Consider the following 2,514-nt stretch of genomic DNA (forward strand, 5'->3'; position numbering starts at 1 on the left):
GTATTACCTTTCTCACCTCTTTGTCAGTCAGCGCGATCGCCACAGACAGAATCGTTAGGGGAGGAGGTGCCTACTATATGATAAGTCGGTCTCTGGGTCTGGAAACAGGTGGTGCAGTTGGAATACCCCTTTACTTTGCCCAAGCTCTCTCTGTTGCCCTTTATACCATTGGTTTTGCAGAAAGCGTTGTAGATGCTTTTGGTAGCTTTAACCAACTTTATGTAGCTTTGATTACCACGATCGCTGTGGCAATATTGGCCTTGACTTCGGCAGAAATCGCCATTAAGGCCCAATATTTCATTATGGTAGCGATCGCCTTATCCCTAATTTCATTTGCATTTGGACATCCCATCGAAACGACAAATATAGAAATGTGGGGAGCTTCCAAGCAATTATCAGAACCTTTTTGGACTGTTTTTGCTGTCTTCTTTCCAGCAGTAACAGGAATAATGGCAGGAGTCAGTATGTCGGGGGACTTGCGAGAACCTAGCCGCTCTATTCCTACAGGTACTCTCGCAGCAGTTGGTACAGGTTATGTAATTTACATGATACTACCAATTGTTATGGCCATGAGGGCAGATGCTAGTACCTTAATAGAAAACCCCTTGATTATGAAAGAAATGGCTTTTTGGGGACCAGCTATTTTGTTTGGAGTTTGGGGGGCAACTCTGTCGAGCGCTATTGGTAGTATTTTGGGCGCTCCCAGAGTCTTACAAGCTTTGGCAAGGGATGGAGTTTTACCGCGTTGGTTATCTTTTCTCGGCAATGGTAGTGGACCTAATGATGAACCTCGAATTGGTACAGCAGTAACTTTAGGAGTTGCTACTGCCACAGTCTGTATTGGCGACTTAAATATTATTGCCCCAGTGTTGACAATGTTCTTTTTGACTACTTATTTGGTTTTGAATGTCTCAGCAGGTATAGAAGGCTTTTTACAAAGCCCCTCTTTTCGCCCTACATTTAAAGTTCATTGGTCATTATCAATGCTGGGTGCCCTGGGTTGTTTGGCAGTGATGTTTCTGATTAATGCTGTGGCTACAGTTATTGCTGCTGTCATAGTGCTGGCCATATTTATCTGGCTACAACGACGGGAGTTAGAGACAACTTGGGGAGATGCCAGACGAGGAATATGGATGGCCTTGGTACGGGAAGGGATTTTTCAGATTGGTGAAGAAGATACTAAAAACTGGCGTCCCCATATTTTGGTGCTGTCTGGGATACCTAAAAAACGCTGGCCATTAATTCAGTTTGCAGATGACCTAACTCATAACCGAGGGATGATTACGGTTTGTAGTGTTTTGCCCAGTTCATCTCGGGATGTTTCTCAGCAGAGTGATATGCAGGATACTATTCGTGAGTATTTAGAAAAGCGAGGAGTCCAAGTATTGGTGAGAGTTGTAACAGCTACAGACTTTTTTGATGGGGCGAAACTCTTGGTAGAAACTTATGGTATTGGACCACTGACACCGAATACAGTAGTCCTTGGAGACAGTCAGGAACCTTCTCGCAGCGATCGCTACTGTCAGTTAGTTGGTCATATTCATAAAGCCAAGAAAAATGTGGTAATTTTGCGGGAGAATAGCGATCGTGGCTTTGGTCAATATCGTCGAATTGATGTTTGGTGGGGTGGTTTACAAAATAATGGTGGCTTAATGTTACTTTTGGCCTATTTATTGCGTACAGATATGGATTGGCGAAATGCTGAAATTCATTTGAAATTGGTAGTTCCTGAAGAAAGTGCAGCTCAAGCAACCCAAGCAAATGTTGATAGTGTGATTCAAGATTTACGCATTGGTGCAAGTTCTCAAGTTTTGGTATCTAAAGGTCGGCCTTTTTATGATATTTTACATGAGTCTTCTCAGAATGCTGATTTGATTTTCCTTGGTATTCGGACTCCAGGGGAGAATTTTACTGAGTATTATCAGGATTTACAGTCTAAAACTTTTGGTCTTCCTAGTACAGTTTTTGTTCTGGCAGCTCCAGGTTTTTCTTATGGTGAAGTTCTTAGCGATCGCTAATTGTGAGTGATTAGATTTAGATGTGTGGGAGTCTAGCTCCAATACTTGTAGCTTAAATATTGATCTGCTCTGCTGAACTTACTGAAACACAGGTTTTATCCTTGGATAGTGCTTCGGTGCTTCATCTTTAGGGTTTGCTAAGAAACACCTACGCTTTACTTGAAGGTATAGCACTAGGGATTTAGGGTACGGACATTGCTAAATCCCGTTTTGCTACACAACATAAAACGTAGAGCGTTTCCTCAGAAAAAACTCAGTTAGAGATTACTTTTGACTTTTGACTTGCACATAGCTAGGGTTTGCTGAAAAAGTATGCATGGTATGGGTAGGAGTCAGGAGTCAGGAGACAGGAGACAGGAGAAATGGGAACGAGCGAGGAGGTAGGAGTAAGAATTGTCAGAGTGATTTTTCTGCCATACTCTGGCCTAAAATACTAACTTTTTGAGCTTTTTACACTGAAACAGGCGCACTTTTTAAAGGCCCCAAAAAGGCACTT

At 42.5% G+C, this 2,514-nt stretch carries 1 protein-coding gene; it reads left to right on the plus strand.

Going from position 1 to position 2,514, the window contains the following annotated elements:
* Positions 1–2,018: amino acid permease (locus tag F6K22_RS38555; protein WP_293110189.1), on the plus strand; the 2,018-nt coding region annotated here is incomplete at its 5' end.
* Positions 2,019–2,514: the final 496 nt, after the last annotated feature.

The organism is Okeania sp. SIO2F4 (assembly GCF_010672385.1).
Taxonomy (GTDB): domain Bacteria; phylum Cyanobacteriota; class Cyanobacteriia; order Cyanobacteriales; family Microcoleaceae; genus Trichodesmium.